Source organism: Streptomyces sp. 3-6, from assembly GCF_056323165.1.
The window spans coordinates 1-18,694 of sequence record NZ_JBWHZP010000003.1; the positions used below are offsets into that span (position 1 = coordinate 1).

16 protein-coding genes and 2 pseudogenes are annotated in these 18,694 nt (G+C 75.0%); 8 read left to right on the forward strand and 10 right to left on the reverse strand.

The genetic code is table 11. The features are described 5' to 3' along the window. Positions 1–153: 153 nt before the first annotated feature. Together AC02VZ_RS06135 and AC02VZ_RS06140 are read left to right on the forward strand one after the other, a co-directional pair. Positions 154–885, forward strand: a pseudogene (locus AC02VZ_RS06135) (ATP-binding cassette domain-containing protein); the annotation flags it as partial. After that, a complete protein-coding gene (locus tag AC02VZ_RS06140; RefSeq protein WP_432057309.1) occupies positions 882–1,703 on the forward strand; it encodes an ABC transporter permease in 822 nt (273 codons plus the stop codon). The pseudogene AC02VZ_RS06135 and the gene AC02VZ_RS06140, both read left to right, overlap by 4 nt. Before the next feature lie 52 nt (positions 1,704–1,755). Here the strand turns inward: AC02VZ_RS06140 and serC are convergent, their stop codons facing one another. The 7 genes from serC to AC02VZ_RS06175 form a co-directional block, all read right to left on the reverse strand. Then, a complete protein-coding gene (gene serC / locus AC02VZ_RS06145; RefSeq protein ID WP_476474752.1) occupies positions 1,756–2,874 on the reverse strand; it encodes a phosphoserine transaminase in 1,119 nt (372 codons plus the stop codon). Between the two features lie 97 nt (positions 2,875–2,971). Continuing rightward, positions 2,972–4,243: a cytochrome P450 family protein gene (locus AC02VZ_RS06150; RefSeq protein ID WP_476474753.1), complete on the reverse strand. Its 1,272-nt coding sequence runs from the start codon at positions 4,241–4,243 to the stop codon at positions 2,972–2,974. After that, on the reverse strand, positions 4,240–5,487 hold the full coding sequence (locus tag AC02VZ_RS06155; protein ID WP_476474754.1) for a cytochrome P450: 1,248 nt from the start codon (positions 5,485–5,487) through the stop codon (positions 4,240–4,242). The genes AC02VZ_RS06150 and AC02VZ_RS06155 overlap by 4 nt, the downstream gene beginning before the upstream one ends. Beyond that, positions 5,484–6,119, reverse strand: a complete 636-nt coding sequence (locus tag AC02VZ_RS06160; protein ID WP_476474755.1) for a GTP-binding protein — start codon at positions 6,117–6,119, stop codon at positions 5,484–5,486. The genes AC02VZ_RS06155 and AC02VZ_RS06160 overlap by 4 nt, the downstream gene beginning before the upstream one ends. Then, positions 6,100–6,447, reverse strand: coding sequence for a DUF742 domain-containing protein (locus AC02VZ_RS06165; RefSeq protein ID WP_432057304.1), 348 nt, complete (start codon positions 6,445–6,447; stop codon positions 6,100–6,102). Before AC02VZ_RS06165 ends, AC02VZ_RS06160 begins: the two co-directional genes overlap by 20 nt. Then, complete coding sequence (locus AC02VZ_RS06170) at positions 6,444–6,851, reverse strand: roadblock/LC7 domain-containing protein (protein ID WP_362099717.1); 408 nt, start codon at positions 6,849–6,851, stop codon at positions 6,444–6,446. Before AC02VZ_RS06170 ends, AC02VZ_RS06165 begins: the two co-directional genes overlap by 4 nt. After that, the gene (locus AC02VZ_RS06175; protein WP_476474756.1) at positions 6,848–9,280 is read right to left on the reverse strand and encodes a sensor histidine kinase; all 2,433 of its coding nucleotides are present in this window, start codon (positions 9,278–9,280) and stop codon (positions 6,848–6,850) included. Before AC02VZ_RS06175 ends, AC02VZ_RS06170 begins: the two co-directional genes overlap by 4 nt. Positions 9,281–9,550: 270 nt before the next feature. Between AC02VZ_RS06175 and AC02VZ_RS06180 the strand changes: the two genes are divergently transcribed. Then, complete coding sequence (locus tag AC02VZ_RS06180; RefSeq protein WP_476474757.1) at positions 9,551–9,853, forward strand: hypothetical protein; 303 nt, start codon at positions 9,551–9,553, stop codon at positions 9,851–9,853. An 830-nt stretch (positions 9,854–10,683) separates the two neighbouring features. Beyond that, the gene (locus tag AC02VZ_RS06185; RefSeq protein ID WP_476474901.1) at positions 10,684–13,683 is read left to right on the forward strand and encodes an FAD-binding and (Fe-S)-binding domain-containing protein; all 3,000 of its coding nucleotides are present in this window, start codon (positions 10,684–10,686) and stop codon (positions 13,681–13,683) included. A 30-nt stretch (positions 13,684–13,713) separates the two neighbouring features. Here AC02VZ_RS06185 and AC02VZ_RS06190 read toward each other — a convergent pair whose 3' ends face one another. Beyond that, positions 13,714–13,998: a hypothetical protein gene (locus tag AC02VZ_RS06190; protein WP_476474758.1), complete on the reverse strand. Its 285-nt coding sequence runs from the start codon at positions 13,996–13,998 to the stop codon at positions 13,714–13,716. 187 nt (positions 13,999–14,185) lie between these two features. Here AC02VZ_RS06190 and AC02VZ_RS06195 point away from each other — a divergent pair, with 187 nt between their 5' ends. Further along, a complete protein-coding gene (locus tag AC02VZ_RS06195; RefSeq protein ID WP_432057301.1) occupies positions 14,186–14,455 on the forward strand; it encodes a GntR family transcriptional regulator in 270 nt (89 codons plus the stop codon). Between the two features lie 28 nt (positions 14,456–14,483). Here the strand turns inward: AC02VZ_RS06195 and AC02VZ_RS06200 are convergent, their stop codons facing one another. Then, on the reverse strand, positions 14,484–14,936 hold the full coding sequence (locus AC02VZ_RS06200) for an NUDIX hydrolase (RefSeq protein ID WP_432057300.1): 453 nt from the start codon (positions 14,934–14,936) through the stop codon (positions 14,484–14,486). 276 nt (positions 14,937–15,212) lie between these two features. Between AC02VZ_RS06200 and AC02VZ_RS06205 the strand changes: the two genes are divergently transcribed. Then, complete coding sequence (locus AC02VZ_RS06205) at positions 15,213–16,178, forward strand: EamA family transporter (RefSeq protein WP_476474759.1); 966 nt, start codon at positions 15,213–15,215, stop codon at positions 16,176–16,178. 34 nt (positions 16,179–16,212) lie between these two features. Here AC02VZ_RS06205 and AC02VZ_RS06210 read toward each other — a convergent pair. Further along, positions 16,213–16,452 (reverse strand): annotated as a pseudogene (locus tag AC02VZ_RS06210) (zinc ribbon domain-containing protein); the annotation flags it as partial. Positions 16,453–16,454: 2 nt separating this feature from the next. On the opposite strand from AC02VZ_RS06210, the gene AC02VZ_RS06215 reads away from it, so the two are divergent. Continuing rightward, positions 16,455–16,589, forward strand: a complete 135-nt coding sequence (locus AC02VZ_RS06215; protein WP_476474760.1) for a hypothetical protein — start codon at positions 16,455–16,457, stop codon at positions 16,587–16,589. Positions 16,590–16,746: 157 nt separating this feature from the next. Continuing rightward, the gene (locus AC02VZ_RS06220; protein WP_476474761.1) at positions 16,747–18,579 is read left to right on the forward strand and encodes a serine/threonine-protein kinase; all 1,833 of its coding nucleotides are present in this window, start codon (positions 16,747–16,749) and stop codon (positions 18,577–18,579) included. Positions 18,580–18,694 lie beyond the last annotated feature (115 nt).

Genomic DNA, 18,694 nt, shown 5'->3' on the forward strand with positions numbered 1-18,694 from the left:
CGCGTCAGCCCCCGCATCGTCAAACGCGCCATCTCCAAGTACCAGGCCCGAGGCCCCCGCATCGACCGGACCAGCTACAAAGCCACCACCGGCATCGAAATCCTCGCGCCCGCAGGCCCTTGACGACACGCCCCAGCCGCAAACTTCACGGCCTTGGGGCTAGCCGGGCAGTACGCGGCGGTGGACGAGGTGCTCACGGGACGGCAGAACCTGGAGATGTTCGGCCGGCTGTTCCACCTGGGCGGCGCCCGGGCCCGTGCACGGGCGGCCGAGCTGCTGGAGCAGTTCGATCTGACCGACGCGGCCGACAAGGGGGCCGGCGAGTACAGCGGCGGCATGCGGCGCCGTCTCGACCTGGCCGCCTCGATGATCCTGGCCCCGGCGGTGCTGTTCCTGGACGAGCCCACCACCGGGCTCGACCCGCGCAGCCGGGGCGAGGTCTGGGAGCCCGTCAGAAGCCTGGTGGCGGGCGGCACGACGGTGCTGCTGACCACGCAGTACCTGGAGGAGGCCGACCGGCTGGCCTCCCGCGTCACGGTCATCGACCGGGGCAGGGCCATCGCCGACGACAGTCCGGAGGGTCTGAAGAACCTCGTCGGCGGCGACCGTGTCGAGGTCGTGGTCGCCGAACGCGCCGACCTCCCCCGGGTGATGAAGATCGTTGCGCGGGTCGCCGAGGGGGAACCGGAGACGGACACGGCACAGGCGCGCGTCCACGCCGCCGTCACCGACCGGGTCGGGGCCCTGACCGAGGTGGTCCGCACCCTCCAGGACGAGGGCGTGCCGGTCGAGGACATCGGGCTGCGCAGGCCCAGCCTCGACGACGTGTTCCTGCGCCTCACGGGGCACGGGACGGGCGGCCAGGACGAGGAGGCGGCGGCATGAGCACCCTGCAGCCGACCGCGCAGGCCGGGCACGGCCGCGCGTACTGGGCCGTCGCCGACTGCTGGAACATCGTCCGCCGCGGGCTCACCCACTACACGCGTCAGCCCGCCAACATCGCCTGGCAGCTGGGCTTCCCGATCATGTCGGTGCTGCTGTACGGCTACGTCTTCGGCAGCGCCATGAAGGTGCCCGGCGGCGGGAACTACACCGACTTCCTGATGCCGGGGATGTTCGTGATGACGATGGCGTTCGGGTTCGTCAACACGGCGACCATCGTGGTGTACGACTCCACCAAGGGCGTCATCGACCGGTTCCGTTCGATGCCGATGGCCCCGTCCGCCGTGGTTGCCGGGCGGGGCGTGACCGATCTTGCCGTCGCCTGCGCCGAGTTGGGCATCATGATGCTGACCGCGCTGGCCATGGGCTGGCGTCCGGAGACCGGCTGGGGCTTCGTGGCGGCGTTCGGCCTGCTGCTGTGGCTCCGGTTCGCGCTGATCTGGGCCGGGGTCTGGCTGGGGCTGCTCGTGCCCAACCCGGAAGCGGCGGGTGGCCTGTTCGCGGTGGCTTTCCCCGTCACGATGATCTCCAGTGTCTTCGTCGCCCCGCAGCTGATGCCCGACTGGCTGGGGGTGGTGGCCGCCTGGAACCCGATCTCGGCGACGGCCGTCGCCGCCCGTGACCTGTTCGGCACACCGGCCGCCGTCGGTGACTCCTGGATCGAGCAGCACGCGCTGCTCATGGCGGGTGTGTGGCCGCTGGTGCTGACGCTGGTCTTCCTGCCGCTCGCGGTGCGGAGGTTCCAGCGGCTCGGCCGGTGAAACGAGGGGCGCCCGGCCGTCCGGCCGGGCGCCCCTCATGACGGCGGTGCGGCTACAGCTTCTCGATGACGTGGTCGACGCACTTGGTGAGCGCCTCGACGTCGGCCGGGTCGATCGCCGGGAACATCGCCACCCGGAGCTGGTTGCGGCCCAGCTTGCGGTAGGGCTCGGTGTCGACGACGCCGTTGGCGCGCAGCACCTTGGCGACGGCGGCGGCGTCGACCTCGTCGGTGAAGTCGATCGTGCCGATGACCTGGGAGCGCTTGGCCGGGTCGGTGACGAACGGGTTGGCGTACTTGATGTCCTCGGCCCAGCCGTACAGGGTGCGGGCGGAGGTGGCGGTGCGGCGGACCGCCCAGTCCAGGCCGCCCTGGCCGTTGAGCCACTCCAGCTGCTGGTTCAGCAGGAACAGGGTGGCCAGGGCCGGGGTGTTGTACGTCTGGTTCTTGCGGGAGTTGTCGATCGCCGTGGGCAGGGAGAAGAACTCCGGGATGTGGCGGCCGCTCGCGTGGATCCGCTCGGCGCGCTCGACGGCGGCCGGGGAGAACACGCCGATCCACAGGCCGCCGTCGGAGGCGAAGGACTTCTGCGGGGCGAAGTAGTAGACGTCGGTCTCGGCGATGTCGACGGGCAGGCCGCCCGCGCCGGACGTGGCGTCGACCAGGACGAGCGCGCCCTCGTCGGCACCGGCCGGCCGCTTGATCGGCATGGCCACGCCGGTGGAGGTCTCGTTGTGGGTGAAGGCGTAGACGTCGACACCGGCGGCGGCGGCCGCCTCGGGGTGGGTGCCGGGGTCGGCGGCGATGACGTCCGGGTCGGCGAGCCAGGGGGCCTGCTTGGCCGCCTTGGCGAACTTGGAGCTGAACTCGCCGAAGGTGAGGTGCTGCGACCTGTTCTCGATCAGGCCGTGGGTCGCGATGTCCCAGAAGGCGGTGGAGCCGCCGTTGCCGAGGACGACCTCGTAGCCCTCGGGGAGCTGGAACAGCTCGCGGATGCCCTCGCGCACGCTGCCGACCAGGTTCTTCACCGGGGCCTGGCGGTGGGAGGTGCCGAGCAGGGACGTGCCGGTCGCGGCCAGGGCGTCCAGCGCCTCCGTCCGCACCTTGGAGGGACCCGCGCCGAAACGTCCGTCGGCGGGCTTGATGTCAGCGGGAATCTGGATCTCAGCCACGAAAGGGGAGCCTAGCGGCTGACGGAGGGGCGCGGCGCGTTTCGTCCGTCCGCTGAGACGGCCGGCGGACCGTGCGGTCCACCGGCCGTCCCGGGCGTCAGGTGCCGAGGCGCACCGGCAGCTCGTACAGGTCGTTCTGCGTGACGACCGGCTTGTTGCGCAGCTCGCCGGCCGGAACGGCCAGGTCGAGGCCGGGGAAGCGGGCGTAGAGCGCCGGGAGCGCCACGCCGGCCTCCAGCCGGGACAGGGCGGCGCCGGGGCAGACGTGCGGGCCGTGGCCGAAGGAGATGTGCCGGCCGGCGGTCTCCCGGGTGATGTCGAACTCACCGGCCGTCGGACCGTGCGCCTGCTCGTCGCGGCCGATCGCCGCGTACGACACGATCAGCGCGTCCCCGGCGGGCAGCACCTTGTCGCCGACGGGCACGTCCTCGGTGGCGAACCGGATCAGGACGTGCGAGGTGGGCGTGGACCAGCGCAGCGTCTCCTCGATCACCGCCGGCCACTCGGCCTTCCCGGACAGCACCAGCTCCCGCTGCTCGGGGTGGGTGGAGAGGTTGACCACCGCGTTGACGATCAGGGAGATCGTCGTCTCGTGTCCGGCGGCCACCATCAGCTGGAGCGTGGAGACGATCTCCTCGTCGGTGAGCCGGTCGCCGCCCTCCGACGCCTGCACCAGTGCGGACGTCAGGTCGTTGCCCGGGTTCTCCCGCTTGTGCGCGACCGTCTCGGCCATGATCGCGGCCAGCTCGGTGAGCGTGGCGACGACCTCCTCCGGCGGGGTCTGCGTGGAGAAGAACTTCTCGAACAACACCTTGAGCCGCGGCAGCCGTTCCTCCGGCAGGCCCATCAGGTCGGCGATGACGTACATCGGCAGCGGGTACGCGAACAGCGCCTTCAGGTCCACGGTGTCGCCCGGCTCGGCGGCCACCCGGTCGAGCAGCGAGTCCGTCAGCTCGGTGATGCGTTCCCGCATGTGCTCGACCCGGCGGGGCGTGAGCGCCTGCGCGACCAGGGTGCGCAGTCGGCGGTGGTCGGCGCCGTCGACGGTCAGCATGGAGCGGGGCGGGTTGGCCAGGCCGATCAGCGGCCAGTCGGGGGCTATCTCGCCGCGCTGCCAGGCACCCCAGACGTTGATGTCCTTCACCAGCCGCGGGTCGGTCAGCAGCTTCTTCGCCTCGGCGTGGTGGGTGACCGCCCACACGTCCACGCCGCCCGGCAGCGTCACCGCGGCCAGCGGCCCGGCCGCCCGCAGCGCGGCGCTCTCCCCGTCCAGGTCGGAGACGAAGGGGTCGAGGTGGATGCGGTCCGTGCCCGCCGCCGGGTGCGGGGCGGTGGCGCGCGGTGCGGTCGGGTCCGTGGCGGCCGTCATGCGGGCGTTCCTCCAAGGGCGGGGGTGGGAGTGAAGGTGACCGGAAGTTCCGACAGCCCGCGCAGCCAGGGCGACGGGCGGCGGGAGAGCGAGGCGGCCGGCACCGCGAGGTCGATGTCCGGCAGCCGGTCGAGGACGACCTCGATGCCGGTGCGCGCGATCACCTCGGCGATCTCCTGCGCCGGGAAGGGGCAGCGGTGTTCGCCGTGGCCGAAGGAGAAGTGGGCGCCGTTGCCGCCGGTCAGCGCGGAGCCGTCGGTGCGCACCTGCGGGTCGGCGTTGGCGCCCTGCAGGCCCAGCAGCAGCATGTCGCCGGCCCGGATGCGGCGCCCGCCCAGCTGGGTGTCGCGGGACGCCCAGCGCCCGGCCACGTTCTGGGTGGGGGTGTCCTCCCACAGCACCTCGTTCATCGCCTCGGCGATGCTGTTGCGGCCGCCGAACAGGGAGGCCGCGAACCGGCTGTCGGTGAGCATGAGGTGCAGCGAGTTGCCGATCCAGTCGGCGGTGGGCTGGTGCCCGGCCGCCATCATCACCATCAGGTCCTGGACGATCTCCTCGTCGGTGAACCCGGAGGTGTCGGCGAGCATCCGGGTCACCACGTCGTCGGCGGGCCGCTCCCGGCGCAGCGCCACCAGCTCCGTCATCGACGTGAACAGGTGGGTCTGCCCGGCGATGGCCCGCTCCCGCCCGTCGATCATGTCGTTGAGGGCGGTGACCAGGGCCGGGCCCTGGTCGTCGGTGAAGCCGTAGAGGCGGGTCAGGACCCGCACCGGGAGCAGCATCGCGTACTCGGCGATGATGTCCGCGCGGCCCTCGGGGCAGATGCCGTCGATCAGTTCGTCGGCGAACTTCTCGGCGGAGCGCCGCAGTTCGAACGGGTCAACGGCCTCCAGCGCGGCGGTCATCATCCCGGCGCGCTGCCGGTGCCGTTCGCCGACCGTGTAGAGGATCGACGGCTGCTTGCGGCCGATCATCGGCAGCAGCGGCCAGTCGTCGGGGATGTTGACCCACTGGCTCCACAGGTCGGAGTCGCGGCTGAACAGCACCGGGTCGCCGGTGATCTGGTGCAGTTCGCGGTAGCCGAGCACCAGCCAGGCCGGTATGTCGCCGTCGAGCAGGACGGGGACGACGCTGCCGTGGGCGCGCCGCATCTCCCGGTACACCCTGGCCGGGTCGTCCTGGAGCAGGGGGCCGCTCAGGCGGACGGGATCGGGGTGCGGGGCGGAATGGGGGGCGGGGCTCACACCAGCTCCTGACGGGAGTCGCGGGAGGGGGAGGCGTACCGGGCCTGGATGTGCTCCACCAGCGTGATCAGCACGATCTTGCTGGACTCCCGGGACCGCGCGTCGCAGTTGACCAGCGGCACGTGCGGGTCGAGGTCCAGCGCCTCGCGGATCTGCTGCGGGGTGAAGGTGGGGCCGCCGAAGTCGTTGCAGGCCACGATGAACGGCGTGCCGTGCTTCTCCAGCCGGTCGATGGCGTACCAGGAGTCGTCGATGCGCCGGGTGTCGACGAGGACGACCGCGCCCAGCGTGCCGGAGAACAGCCGGTCCCACAGGAACCAGAAGCGTTCCTGGCCGGGCGCGCCGAACAGGTACAGCACGTTGCGCGCGTCGAGCGTGATGCGGCCGAAGTCGAAGGCGACGGTGGTCGCGGTCTTGCCGCGCACCCCGCTGACGTCGTCGACGGCCTCGCCCGCCTGGGTCATCGTCTCCTCGGTGTTGAGGGGACGGATCTCGCTGACCGAGCGGACCATGGTGGTCTTCCCGGCGCCGAAGCCGCCCACGACGACGATCTTGAGGCCGTTGTCGGCCGACGAGCCGAGCGGTGTGCGGGCCCCGTCCGTGGGGCGCGGGTCAGAGGTTGCGGAGTCCAACGAGCACCTGCTCCAGGATGTCGGGGTCGGGAACGGCGGTTCTGCGCGGGTGCCGGGCGCTGACCCGGCCTGCGGCGAGCAGGTCGGACAGCAGGATGCGCGTGATGCTCACCGGCAGCTTCAGCACGGCGGCGATCTCCACCACCGCCGTGGGGCGTTCGGTCAGCCGCAGGATCTCCGCGTGCTCGGACTGCATGCCGGGCGTCGGGTCGCACTCGGCGACGACGAGGGTCACCAGGTCGAAGGGGTTGTCGGGGCCGGACCGGCTGCGCCCCTGGGTGAGCGTGTAGAGCCGGTCCGGCGCGTCGTCCCTGCCCGGCCTGCTCATGAGGTCCGGGGCTGGGCGGTCAGGTGCTCGCCGAGCTGTTCCACGAGCTCGCTCATGTTGTGGCCGACGAGCCCGGCGTCCGCGTCCTCGGCGGTGACGACGGCCAGGTGCGCGCCCTCGCCCGCCTCGACGATGAACAGCACCCCGCCGTAGAACTCGGTCATCGCCGAGCGCACGCCGCCGCTGCCGTCGCCGAACTCGACGGAGGCACCGTGGGACAGGGACTGGATGCCCGCGGCGATGGCGGCGAGCTGGTCGGCCTGGTCGGCGGAGAGCTCCGGGGTGCGGCACAGTTTCAGGCCGTCCCGGGACAGCACGAGCGCGTGCCGCGCGCCCGGCGTGCGCTCCAGCAGGCCCTCGATCAGCCAGGTGAGCTTGTCGTCGGCGGTCGTCGTGCCGGTCATGTGGTCGTGTCGCCTTCCGGGATGCGGGGGGTTGCTGCGGGGTGGTCGGTCGTCCGGGGGGTCCGGGTGGCCTCGGGGGTTGTTCCGGGGGGCCCGGGGGTTCCGGGGGCTCCTATGGCCGTGGTGGCTTCGGAGGTTTCGGTGGCCTCGCGGGTGTCGGTGTCGGTGCCGGGGGCCGGGGGCGGGGCGTCGGTGCCGGTTTCGGCTGTGGACGTGCCGGCGGAGGGGGCGGTGGCCGTGGAGGCGGCCGTGCCGGTGGTGGTGTCCTCCCCTGCTCGGGACGTCCCGTCCGCCTGGGGTGTCGCGTCGGGCCGGGGTGTCGCGTCCGGGCTCGGAGGGTTCGCGTCCGGGCCCGGGAGGGTGTCGTCCGGGCCCGGGAGGGTGTCGTCCGGGTTCGGGAGGGTCGCGTCCTGGCCCGGGGCCGTCTCCTCCGCGACGGTGCGGACGGCCTGGCGGAAGGAGTGGAAGCGGGCGGTGCGGGCCCGGGTCTCCTCGGCGGTGGGCGCGGGACGCGGGGCGGGGGCGGTGTCCTGCCGGGTGCGCTCGGCCGCCGCGAGGGTGCGGCCCCGACGGCGGCGCGGCAGCGTGAGCGGTGCGGGCGCGTCGGCGCCCGGGTCGGCAGCGGGGGCGCCGGTGGCCGGGGTGGCGTCGGCCGGGGAGCCGTGGGACTGCAGCGGCTCGGAGGCCGACTCGAAGGCCCCGGCGCGGCCCGCCGTGGAGGAGGACGGCGCCGGGGGCGCCGTGGCGCCGGACGGGGTGCGGGGCGCGGGAAGGGCCGTGCCGTTGCGCGCCGTCCGGTCGGGTGCCGTCCCCTCGCGGGCACGGTGGTCGGCGTCGGACCGGGCGGCGGTGCCGTGACGGGGCTCCGGCTCCCCGCCGGGGGCCGTCCGGGAGGGGAGGGACGGCTCCGCGGCGGCCGGCGCCGTCCGCGCGATGGCGGCGGAGAAGGGTGCGGAGGACGCGGTCGAGGACGCGGTCGAGGGCGAGACGGCGGACGGGGCGGCGGACGGCGCTCCGGCCGCGGTCTGCGGGGTGCCGGCGGCCGAGGCCGACTCCGGCGGTACGAGGATGTCCTGGGGGACGAGCATCAGCACGCCGGTGCCGCCGCGGGCCGAGGGACGGTAGGAGACCCGCAGGCCGTACCGCCGGGCCAGCCGGCCCACCACGGCGAGGCCCAGCCGGGTGCCGGTCAGGCCGCCGAGTTCGGCGGACTCGCCGGAGACCGCGCGTTCGGCGCGGCGGAGCTGGGACTCGCCCATGACGAGCCCGCTGTCCTCGACGGAGACGATGACGCCCGCCGGGACCTCCTCCACGTAGACGTGCACCTCGGCGGTCGGCGGCGAGAAGTTCGCGGCGTTGTCGAGGAGTTCGGCGAGGGCGTGCATGACGCCCTCGGCGGCGTGCCCGGCGACGGCGGTGTCGCTGGTGGAGTGGACGCGGACCCGCTGGTAGCCGCTGATGCGCCCCATGGCGCCGCGCAGGATCGACTCCATGCCGATGGGCCGGGCCCAGCGGCGTCCGGAGCGGGCGCCGGTCAGGACGGCGACGGAGTCGGCGAGGCGGCCCGCCTGGGCGGTGCGGTGGTCGAGGTGGAGCAGGTCGGCCAGCACCTCCTCGTCCTGGTGCTTCTCCTCCATGGCGCGCAGGTCCGCGAGCATGCCGGTGGCCAGCGCCTGCATCCGGCCGGCGGTGTTCGCGGTGGCCGAGACGGCGGCGGCGCGGGCGCTGTTGGCCTCGCGCAGGTCCCGCGCCAGCCGGGTGTTCTCCTCGCGGAGCCGCTCGCTCTCCTCGGTGAGGCGGTTCCGCTCGTCGGCCCAGCCGGCCCGCTCCTCGTCCCGGTCGCGGGTCAACCGGGCCGTGTGGGCGGCGTGTTCCTCGGTGATGAGGCGCAGTTTCTCAGTGTGCTCGGTGGTGAGCCGCTCGATCTCGGCGGTGTGGGCCTCGGTGAGGCCGGCCTTCTCCTCGGCGTGCTGGAGCGTCAACTGGGCGGTCTGGGCGGCGTGGTGTTCGCTCAGCCGGTCGCGTTCCGCGGTCAGGGTCTCCGCCAGGTGGGCGCGCTCCTGGTCCAGCTCGGCGGACAACCGGGCCCGCTCGCGGTTGAGTTCGCCGGTGAGCCGCTCGTGCTGGCGGCGGGCGTCCTCCGCCACCCGGGCGCGTTCCTGCAGCAGCCGTCCGACGTCCTGGCTGACGGTCTCCAGCCGTCCGCGGGCCGCGCGTGCCGTCAGCACGGCGTGCGCGGCGACCGTCGCGGCCGCGCACAGCAGCAGGCCGGCGATCGCCGCGGTCCACCCGACGGCGACCCGGGCCGGCGCCGGTGCCGGCAGGACGGCGGCGACGGTCCCGAGTGCGGCGAGGGCCGCGGTCAGCAGGGGGATCGGCAGCAGGGCACGTGGGGTGGGGCGGTCGCCGGGGAGCAGGGGAGAGGTCATCAATCAGGTCCTCGGTCGGGTCCTCGGGCTGGTCCGCGGGTGTGCGTGCCGGGGGTCACCGCGCTCGGCCGTGGCCCGCGCGGGCACCGGTGTCGTTCCGCCCATGTCGTTTTGGGGTCGCGTCTGGGGCGAGAGTGACGAGGGTGCGCACAACTCGCGGTCACTATATGGGAGTTCGTGATCGCTTTGGGAAGTATCCCTTCCAGTTCCCGGGGTGGATCCCCGGGCGGAAACGGATGGCGGCGGAATTCGGCCACCGTGCTCGGGGCCGTGGCCGGAAGGCGCGGGGAGGCGGTGGGCTCCGGACCGGCGGCCGGGCGGACGGCCCACCGGGAGCGGAAGCCGCACCTCGGCGGCGCGGGTGAGCCGGGCGGCGGCGCGGGTGAGCCGGGTGCGGTGGCGCGGCTCGGCGGGGCTGCCCCCGGCCCCCGGCCGGCAGCGCGGGTCGCCCCGGGGGTGACTGGCTGCGGGGGCCGTCCCAGGCTGGTGCTGGTGCTGGTGCTGGTGCTGGTGCTGGTGCTGGTGGCGGCGGCGGGGTGGGTGCGCGGGGCATTCCTGTGGGAGGGCAGGTGAGCGGTGGGCGCCCCGGGGCCGGCGGACGAGCCGGGGGAGGGCCCTGTGACGCAGCGGGAGCCGGACCCCCGTACGCCGGCCGGAGGCTGACCCTCCCGTGACGGCGGGAGGGGGCGCGCCGGGGGAGGACCGGGCGCCCCGGCCGGACCCCGCACCCGAGGGTCTGGGGCCGATCCGCCGGGCCGGGGCATGCTGAGACCATGACGGGCACCACGGACGGGACGGACGGGACGAACGAGCCGCGCGGGACCGGCGGCCGGGGCGGCACCGGCAGGCCGGGCGGGACCGGCGGTACCGGCGGACAAGGCGGGCCCCAGGGGCCGGTCGGGAACGGTGGGACCGGTGGGCCGGACCGGACCGGCGGCCGGGGCGGCCGGGGCGGCACCGGCAGGCCGGGCGGGACCGGCGGTACCGGCGGACAAGGCGGGCCCCAGGGGCCGGTCGGAAACGGTGGGACCGGTGGGCCGGACCGGACCGGCGGCCGGGGCGGCCGGGGCGGCACCGGCAGGCCGCGCGGGACCGGCGGCCGGGGCGGCACCGGCAGGCCGGGCGGTACCGGCGGACAAGGTGGGGCCCAGGGGCCGGGCGGGACCGGCGGCCGTGGGCGGGGTGACGTCGGTGGCCCGGGCGGGGCCGGCGACCAGGGCGGACAAGGCGGCACCGGTGCCCCGCCCCGGACCGGCGGCCCGGGCGGGCAGCGCGGCCGGGGCGGCGCCGGGGCGGCGGGCGCTCCCCGTGGCTCCGCGGACTCCCGGGAGTTGCGGGCCGCGCTGCGCTCGGCGGTGGCCGGTGAGGTGGACTTCGGGACGACCGCACGGGCCCTGACCACCATGGACGCCTCCAACTACCGCCGGGTGCCGTTGGGCGTGGTCGCGCCCCGGGACGCCGACGACGTGGCGGCCGTCCTGGAGGTCTGCCGGGAGCGCGGCGTCCCGGTGGTGGCGCGCGGCGGCGGCACGTCGATCGCGGGGCAGGCGACCGGTACCGGGGTGGTGCTGGACTTCACCCGGCACATGAACCGGCTGCTCTCCCTCGACCCGCGCGCCCGTACCGCCGTCGTCCAGCCCGGACTGGTGCTGGACCGGCTCCAGGAGGCCGCCGCCCCGCACGGGCTGCGGTTCGGGCCGGACCCGTCCACGCACGGCCGCTGCACGCTCGGCGGCATGATCGGCAACAACTCCTGCGGCTCCCATTCGGTGGCCTGGGGCACCACCGCCGACAACGTCCGCGAGCTGTCGGTGGTGACCGCGCGCGGCGAGCGGCTGGACGCCGGCCGGGACTGGGCGGGTGCCCCGGCGGGCCTGCGACGGCTCGTCGACGGCGAACTGGCCCGGCTGCGCACCGGGTTCCCCGACCTGCCCCGCCGCATCTCCGGTTACGCGCTGGACGCGCTGCTGCCCGAGAACGGCGGTGACGTCGCCCGCTCCCTCTGCGGGTCGGAGGGCACGCTGGCCCTCCTGACGGAGGCGGTGGTGGACCTGGTCCCCGCCCCGCGCGCCCGGGCGCTCGCCGTGCTCGGGTACGCCGACGAGAGCGGCGCCGCCGAGGCGGCGGCGGGTCTGCTGCCGTACGGGCCGCTGACCGTGGAGGGCATGGCGGCCGACCTGGTGCCGGCGGCCGTGGACCTGCCGCGCGGCGGTGCTTGGCTGTTCGTGGAGACCGGCGGCGACACGGATGCCCAGGCCCGCGCGCGGGCGGAGGCGGTGGTCCGGGCGGCCGACGCCCTGGACGCCGTAGTCGTGACCGACCCGGCGCGGCAGCGCACCCTGTGGCGGATCCGCGAGGACGCGAGCGGCACCGCGACCCGGATGCCGGACGGCACGGAGGCGTGGCCCGGCTGGGAGGACTGCGCGGTGCCGCCCGCCCGGCTGGGCGCGTACCTGCGCGACTTCCGGGGCCTGCTCGCCGCCCACGGTCTGCGGGGTGCCCCCTACGGGCACTTCGGGGACGGCTGCATCCACGTCCGGATCGACTTCGACCTGCTGACCGGGCCGGGTGTCGCCCGCTTCCGCCGCTTCTCCGAGGAACTGGCCGACCTGGTCGTCGCCCACGGCGGTTCGCTGTCCGGGGAGCACGGCGACGGGCAGGCGCGGGCCGAGCTGCTGCCGCGCATGTACGGGGCGGAGACGGTCGCCCTGTTCGAGCGGGTCAAGGGCGTCTGGGACCCGGACGGACTGCTCAACCCGGGCATGCTGGTGGACCCGGCGCCCCTGGACGCGGACCTCCGGTTCGCCGTCCTGCCCCGGGAGCCGGTGGACGTGGCGTTCGGCTACCCGGCCGACGGCGGCGACTTCTCGGCCGCGGTCCGCCGCTGCGTGGGCGTCGCCAAGTGCCGTACGACGGCGGCGTCGGGGCCGTCGGTGATGTGCCCGTCGTTCCGGGCGACCGGTGAGGAGGAGCACTCCACGCGCGGGCGCGCCCGGCTGCTGCACGAGATGCTCGCCGGTGAGCTGGTGACGGACGGCTGGCGCTCGACGGAGGTGCGGGACGCCCTCGACCTGTGCCTGTCCTGCAAGGGCTGCCGCTCCGACTGCCCGGTGGGCGTCGACATGGCCACCTACAAGGCGGAGTTCCTGCACCACCACTACGCCGGCCGGCGCCGTCCCGCCGCGCACTACGCGATGGGCCGGCTGCCGGTGTGGCTCGGCTGGGTGGCGCGGACGCGGTCGGCGGCGCTCGTCAACGCCCTCGCCTCGGTGGGCCCGCTCGCGCGCGTGGCGAAACGGCTCGGCGGGATCGCGGGGGAGCGGGAGATCCCCCGGGTGGCGGACCGCCCGTTCACGCGGTGGTGGCGGACGCGAGGGACGCCCGGCGGCACGGCGGGGACGGCAGGCGCGGCGGCGGCCGGCGCTTCGGCGACGGACGGTGTTGCGGTCGCCGACGGCGCTTCGGTGACCGGTGGTTCAGCGGCGGACGGTGCCGCGGTGACCGGCGGTGCTGCGGTGGCCGGCGGTTCCGCGGTGACCGGCGGTGCTGCGGTGACCGGTGGTTCCGCGGTGGCCGGCGGTTCCGCGGTGGGCGCCGAGGGGGCGGGCGCGGGGACGCTGGTGGTCCTCTGGCCGGACACGTTCACGGAGCACCTGTCGCCCTCGGTGGGCCGGGCCGCCGTCCGGGTGCTGGAGGCGGCGGGCCTGCGGGTGGCCCTGCCCCCGACCCTGCGCCGGGGCCGCCGCCCGGTCGGGGACGCCCGCTCGCGGTCGGCCCTGTCCCTGCTCACCGCCCGCCGCGGACGGGTCTGCTGCGGCCTGACCTACGTGTCCACCGGGCAGCTCGACCGGGCCCGCGCCGTGCTGCGCCGCACGCTGGACCTGCTGGAACCCGTGCTCGACACCGACGCCCCGCTCGTCGTCCTGGAACCCAGCTGCGCGGCGGCCCTGCGCACGGACGCCCCCGAACTGCTCCACGACGACCCCCGGGCCGCCCGGCTGGCCTCCCGGGTCCGGACCTTCGCGGAGACGCTGGAGCAGTACGCCCCGGGCTGGACCCCGCCCGCCCTGGACCGCCCCGTCACCGGCCAGACCCACTGCCACCAGCACGCGGTCCTCGGAGACGCCCCCGACCGCCGCCTCCGGCACGCCGCCGGTCTCACCGGCGACCTGTCCGGCGGCTGCTGCGGCCTGGCGGGCAACTTCGGCTTCGAGAAGGGCCACTACGAGGTCTCCACGGCCTGCGCGGAGGAACACCTGCTGCCCGCCGTCCGGGACGCCCCGGACGGCACGGTGGTCCTGGCCGACGGCTTCTCCTGCCGCACCCAGCTGGAGCAGCTCGCGGGCGTGCGGGGCCGGCACCTCGCGGAGGTCCTGGCGGAGGCGTTGGGCGGCGATACGTGAGCACCGGCGGTGCAGGTGTCCGGACAGCGCTCAGGTGAGCCGCCGTAGCCGCCGCCCCCTGCTCTCCGCCACCCGCAGCGCGTCCGCGAGGGCCACGGTCAGGCACTCGGCGAGGTGCCGCAGTTCGCCGGGCAGCGCGTCGGGGATCAGCGCCCGTGCGTGGGCGAGGACCTCGGCCCCCATGCCGAGCTGGACCGTCTCCGTGGTGTCGGCGAGCCGGGAGACCGGCCCCTCGCCGCCGTCGTCCGCGATCAGGTAGCACGGCCTGCCGTCGACACCGGACCAGGGGAGCAGGCGGGGCTCGGGCGTGTTCATCGGGCCGTCCCGGCGGGGAAGGGGGCGGCGACGGGAAGGTCGTTCATGTCTCGGCTCCGGTGGGGGAACGGGGTCGGTGGACGTCCGCGCCGGCGAGCATGAGGATCGGCACGCGACACAAGGCATTCTAGGCATGCTAGGCATCCCCTGTATCGCGTACCGCGCTAAGTATGCTCATCCTGAATCGGTGATCGAGTTCGTTCCCGACATCCCCCGCTGGCGCCAGGTCGCCGAGGTGGTGCGCGGCCGTATCGCCGACGGCACCTACCCGCCGCGCACGCGCGTCCCCTCCGTCGTGCAGCTCACCGCGGAGTTCGGGATCGCCAACGCGACGGCGCACAAGGTGCTGCGCGCACTGAGGGAAGAGGGGCTGACATACACGGAGCCCGGCCTCGGCTCCTTCGTCACCGAGCGGAAGGAACCGCCCGCGGCCGACGGACCCGCCTCCCGCGCCTGACGGACGGCGCCGCGGAACCGCTCCCGCCCTACGGCGTCGTCTCGCCCCGGACCAGCGGGTGGCACACCGGCTGGACCTCGTGGGGGAGCTCGTCCGGGAGACACCAGCGGGCCTCCAGGATCTCGAACGGGTCCAGGCGCAGCTCACCGCCGAGCAGCCGGGCCTCGTAGGCCACCTCCATACGGGTGCGCAGGCCGCTGTTCAGCATGACCAGGGGACCCACCTCGACGTCCAGGCCGGTCTCCTCCTTGACCTCCCGGACCACGGTCTGCCGGAAGTCCTCGCCCTTGCGGGCGAACCCGCTGGGCAGACCCCACTGCCGGCCCGGCGGCCACATCCGGTGCCGGAGCAGCAGCACCCGCCCCTCGTCGTCGCGCACCACACCGGTCACGCCGACGACGAACTTGGCGTGCAGGAGCCACATGATGCGGCTCTGGAAGGGGCGCAGGAGTCGCCAGACGCGGGTGACAAGTCGTCGCACGGGACCTCGGAGTCAGTGGTGACGGAGCGGGGGCGGGGCATCGCCGCTGGGAACCGTACCGGTCCCCTCGCGCCGACGGGGCGACGGGCCGGGTGCGGCGTGTGGACCGCGGGCCGGAGAGGGTTGACCGGGGCGGTCCGCGAGCCGCATTGTCAGGTACGTACATGCCTTACGGTCCTGTACGGGGGACATTACCCTGGAGCGGGTGGTGCATTCCGGTGCACGCCCCCCGCCCTGAACACCCCGCCCCGCGCCCCGCCTCCCCAGGAAGGTCCTGTGTCCACGCCCAGCCCCGTCACCCCCTCCACCCAGGCCGCCGTCCCCGCGACGGGCGGCGTCCCGGCCGCTCCGGAGGGCGGTTCGGGCGGGCGGGGCTCGCTGGGGCCGGTGGGGCTGGTCCTCGCCGGCGGGATCTCCGTCCAGTTCGGCGGTGCCCTCGCGGTGACGCTGATGCCGAGGGCGGGCGCCCTCGGGGTGGTGTCACTGCGGCTGCTGGTGGCCGCCGTGGTGCTGCTCGCGGTGTGCCGGCCGCGGCTGCGCGGGCACTCCCGGGCCGACTGGACCACGGTGGTCGTCTTCGGCATCGCCATGGCCGCGATGAACGGCCTCTTCTACCAGTCGGTGGCGCGCATCCCGCTCGGCCCGGCCGTCACCCTGGAGGTGCTCGGCCCGCTGGCCCTGTCCGTCCTGGCGTCCCGGCGCGCGATCAACTTCCTCTGGGCCGGGCTGGCCCTCGCCGGCGTCTTCCTGCTGGGCGGCGGGGGGTTCGACCGCCTCGATCCGCTCGGCGTGGCCTTCGCCCTGGCGGCGGGCGTCATGTGGGCCGCCTACATCGTGTTCAGCGCGCGGACCGGCCGCCGCTTCCCGCAGGCGGACGGGCTGGCGCTCGCGATGGGCGTGGCGGCGGTGCTGTTCCTGCCGCTGGGCATCATGGAGGCCGGGACCAGACTGATCGAGCCGACGACGTTCGCGCTGGGCGCGGCGGTCGCCGTGCTGTCCTCCGTGCTGCCCTACACCCTGGAACTCCTCGCCCTGCGCAGGCTGCCCGCCTCCACGTTCGCCATCCTGATGAGCCTGGAACCCGCGATCGCGGCCCTGGCGGGCTTCCTCGTCCTCAGCCAGGCCCTCAGCATGACCGAGGCCGCCGCCATCGCCCTGGTCATCGCGGCGAGCATGGGCGCGGTCCGCACCCAGGTGGGCCCGCGGCGCCGGAGGAGGGACCGCGCCGAGCGCATGCCTTGACATCCTCGCCGCCCTGAAGGACGGCGATTCCCGCCTACCGCGCCGTTGAAGGCTGCGGTGTCGGGTGGCTTCCTGCTTCGCTGCGCGGTGCCGGGAGGAGTCCCGGTCCTACCTGCGCTCCACAGGCTGATACCGCCAGTCCGGCGGCCTTGGCGACGTTGACCGCCGCGTTGATGTCCCGGTCCAGGACCGACCCGCACGCCTGACACGTCCACACGCGGACGTTCAGCGGCTTGGGGCCGTCCTTGACGCCGCACTGCGAGCACACCTGACTGGGTGCTCACTTCTCCCGCGCCCGAACCCGACCGGCTCACCATGCTCGTGTCCTTGGTCCACAGCCTGTTGGAGGAATGGTGGGAGACCAAGGGATACGAGCGGAAGGCGGCGCAGAAGGGGCGTCGGATGCCGTGAACCGTGGTGGGCGGCTCCGCCCGTCCACCACCCCGCCGGGCCCAACACCGCACCCGGGACGGCGCGTTGTCCCGACTCCCGCCCGCTGCCGCCCGCTCGCCCCGTGGGGCTTCCTCGTAGGCTGATCCACTCATCGGGACAACGGGGGAGGGAACCGATGACGGACACGGCCGAGGCGTTCCAGCCGTTGCAGGACGACGATCCGTGCACCGTGGGGGAGTACCGGCTCGCCGCCCGGCTGGGCGCGGGTGGGATGGGGCGGGTGTACCTCGCGCACACCCACGGGGGCCGGCCGGTGGCGGTCAAGGTCGTGCGGGCGGAGCTGGCCGACGACCCCACCTTCCGGCGGCGCTTCGCGCGGGAGGTCGGGGCGGCGCGGACGGTGAAGGGCGCGTACACCGCCGAACTGATCGACGCCGACCCGGAGGCCGTGCCGCCCTGGCTGGCCACGCTGTACGTGCCGGGCCCCTCCCTCACGGAGGCGGTCGCCCGGCGCGGGCCGCTGCCCGAGACGGCGGTGCTGTGGCTGACGGCGGGCATCGCCGAGGCCTTGCAGGCCATCCACGGGGCCGGGATCGTGCACCGGGACCTCAAGCCGTCCAATGTGTTGCTGGCCTCCGACGGGCCGCGGGTCATCGACTTCGGCATCGCCCGTGCCGCCGACGCCACCGCGCACACCGCCACCGGGGCAAGCATCGGCACACCGCACTTCATGGCCCCCGAACAGGCCTCCGGCGGCGAGGTGTCGGCGGCGACGGACGTGTTCGCGCTCGCCCAGACGGCCGCCTTCGCGGCGCTCGGCCGACCGCTGTACGGGGAGGGCAGCGCGGTCGGCGTGCTGTACCGGATCGTGCACTCCGCCCCCGACCTGTCCGAACTGCCGGACCGGCTGCGGGGGTTGCTCGCCCGCTGCCTGGTCGAGGCCCCGGAGGAGAGACCCACCCCGGCGGAGGTCGTCGCGTTCTGCCGCGAGGAACTGGGGCGGGACGCCGAGGCCGGGGCCGGGCCGGACGTCTGGCGGGAGATCGCCGGACCGGACGTGACGGTGCCGCCGCCGGTCACGCACCCGGAACCGGCCGTGGCGCCGACCGCCGTGCACACGGTGCCGGTGCCCCCGGGCGCCGTGGCCGGTGCGGCTCCCGACCCGTCCGACCCCTACGGGCACCCGCCCAGCCCCTACGGGCACCCGCCCGGCCCTTACGGGTCCCCGCCCGGTCCCTACGGGAACCCGTACGGGCCCTTCGCCGCGCCCCGGCCGCCGTCCACCCCGGAGGACCGGCGGAGCCGACGGCGGCGCCTGGCGCTGTACTCGGCGGCCGGGGTCGCCGCCGTCGGGCTGGTGGTCGCGGCGGCCTGGACGGTCCTGGACGCGGTGGGCGACATCGCGGGGCGTGACGGCGGGCGCGGCCGCGACACGGCCGCCTCGGCGTCCGGCACGCCCGGACCGGACGCGGACCGGCCGGCGGAATCCGGTGGCGCGGGGAAGGACACGGGGAAGGACCCGGCGGAGGGCACGGACGCGGAGGCGGACAAGCCCGGGGCCGGGGCGGACGCGGGCGCGTCGGCCGGGCGGGACACCGGGGCCGGCGGAGCCGCGGACACGGGCGGGAAGCCGCGGGCGCACGGCTACAGCGGGCTGATGCTGACGCCCGACAACTCCCTGCGCACCAGCGACGGCACGGTGCACGACGACCGCACGGGGGACATCACGCTCAGCTGTTCCGGGGACGGCTGCGAACTGGACAGCGACACCGTGGTGTTCACGCAGGTGTTCGGTGCTCCGGGCGACGGCACCTACGACACCTGCGACCTGCTGACCAAGGGGCAGAAGCCCGGCGACCACCCGCTGGCCGCCGCGGCGGCGGGCACCGAGATCTGCATCCGGGACGGCGACGGCACCGTGGGACTCCTCGTCGTCCAGGTGAAGTCGACCGCCCTGCCGGAAGCGGGCTTCGTCACGGTGGACATGACGGTCTGGCGGAACGGCTGACGGACCGCTGATCCCCCGCCCGGAGCGCCCACCCGGAGCGCCCACCCGGAGCGCCCACCCGGGGCGCACATCGGGGGCGCACACGCCGGTAGTGCTGCGCGCCGAGGCGCCGAAA